This window comes from Pedobacter alluvionis (assembly GCF_003664035.1).
GTDB classification, from domain to species: domain Bacteria; phylum Bacteroidota; class Bacteroidia; order Sphingobacteriales; family Sphingobacteriaceae; genus Pedobacter; species Pedobacter alluvionis.
The window spans coordinates 1-1,734 of record NZ_RCCK01000004.1; the positions used below are offsets into that span (position 1 = coordinate 1).

1 rRNA gene is annotated in these 1,734 nt (G+C 49.6%); it reads left to right on the plus strand.

Annotated elements, in window-relative coordinates:
- Positions 1-167 precede the first annotated feature (167 nt).
- A 16S ribosomal RNA gene (locus tag BCL90_RS00240) occupies positions 168-1,689 on the plus strand.
- Positions 1,690-1,734: the final 45 nt, after the last annotated feature.

Consider the following 1,734-nt stretch of genomic DNA (forward strand, 5'->3'; position numbering starts at 1 on the left):
AAGTTCTTAAAAGAGATGTCAATGTAGCGTAGCGAGGTAATGGAGTACTGATCAAAGTACATGATTACGTAGCTTTATTTTAAAGGTGGTGTCTAACAGACAACATAACAAAAAGAAGACTATTTTTAACAATAGTTAAAACTGGTCAGCATCTTACAACACATTTTACAATGGAGAGTTTGATCCTGGCTCAGGATGAACGCTAGCGGCAGGCCTAATACATGCAAGTCGAACGATAGATGAGAGCTTGCTCTTATCGAAAGTGGCGCACGGGTGCGTAACGCGTATGCAACCTACCTTAATCAGGGGGATAGCCCGGAGAAATCCGGATTAACACCGCATAAAAACACAGGATAGCATTATCCAATGTTCAAATATTTATAGGATTGAGATGGGCATGCGTGTCATTAGCTAGTTGGCGGGGTAACGGCCCACCAAGGCGACGATGACTAGGGGATCTGAGAGGATGACCCCCCACACTGGTACTGAGACACGGACCAGACTCCTACGGGAGGCAGCAGTAAGGAATATTGGTCAATGGAGGCAACTCTGAACCAGCCATGCCGCGTGCAGGAAGACTGCCCTATGGGTTGTAAACTGCTTTTATCCGGGAATAAACCTCTTTACGAGTAGAGAGCTGAATGTACCGGAAGAATAAGGATCGGCTAACTCCGTGCCAGCAGCCGCGGTAATACGGAGGATCCAAGCGTTATCCGGATTTATTGGGTTTAAAGGGTGCGTAGGCGGCCTGTTAAGTCAGGGGTGAAAGACGGTAGCTCAACTATCGCAGTGCCCTTGATACTGATGGGCTTGAATGGACTAGAGGTAGGCGGAATGAGACAAGTAGCGGTGAAATGCATAGATATGTCTCAGAACACCGATTGCGAAGGCAGCTTACTATGGTCTTATTGACGCTGAGGCACGAAAGCGTGGGGATCAAACAGGATTAGATACCCTGGTAGTCCACGCCCTAAACGATGAACACTCGCTGTTGGCGATACACAGTCAGCGGCTAAGCGAAAGCGTTAAGTGTTCCACCTGGGGAGTACGGTCGCAAGATTGAAACTCAAAGGAATTGACGGGGGCCCGCACAAGCGGAGGAGCATGTGGTTTAATTCGATGATACGCGAGGAACCTTACCCGGGCTTGAAAGTTAGTGAATGATTTAGAGATAGATCAGTCCGCAAGGACACGAAACTAGGTGCTGCATGGCTGTCGTCAGCTCGTGCCGTGAGGTGTTGGGTTAAGTCCCGCAACGAGCGCAACCCCTATGTTTAGTTGCCAGCACGTTATGGTGGGGACTCTAAACAGACTGCCTGTGCAAACAGAGAGGAAGGAGGGGACGACGTCAAGTCATCATGGCCCTTACGTCCGGGGCTACACACGTGCTACAATGGATGGTACAGAGGGCAGCTACATAGCAATATGATGCGAATCTCACAAAGCCATTCACAGTTCGGATTGGGGTCTGCAACTCGACCCCATGAAGTTGGATTCGCTAGTAATCGCGTATCAGCAATGACGCGGTGAATACGTTCCCGGGCCTTGTACACACCGCCCGTCAAGCCATGGAAGTTGGGGGTACCTAAAGTATGTAACCGCAAGGAGCGTCCTAGGGTAAAACCGATAACTGGGGCTAAGTCGTAACAAGGTAGCCGTACCGGAAGGTGCGGCTGGAATACCTCCTTTCTGGAGTAGCACCGCCTACTCGCCACGCAACATGATATTTCGAAT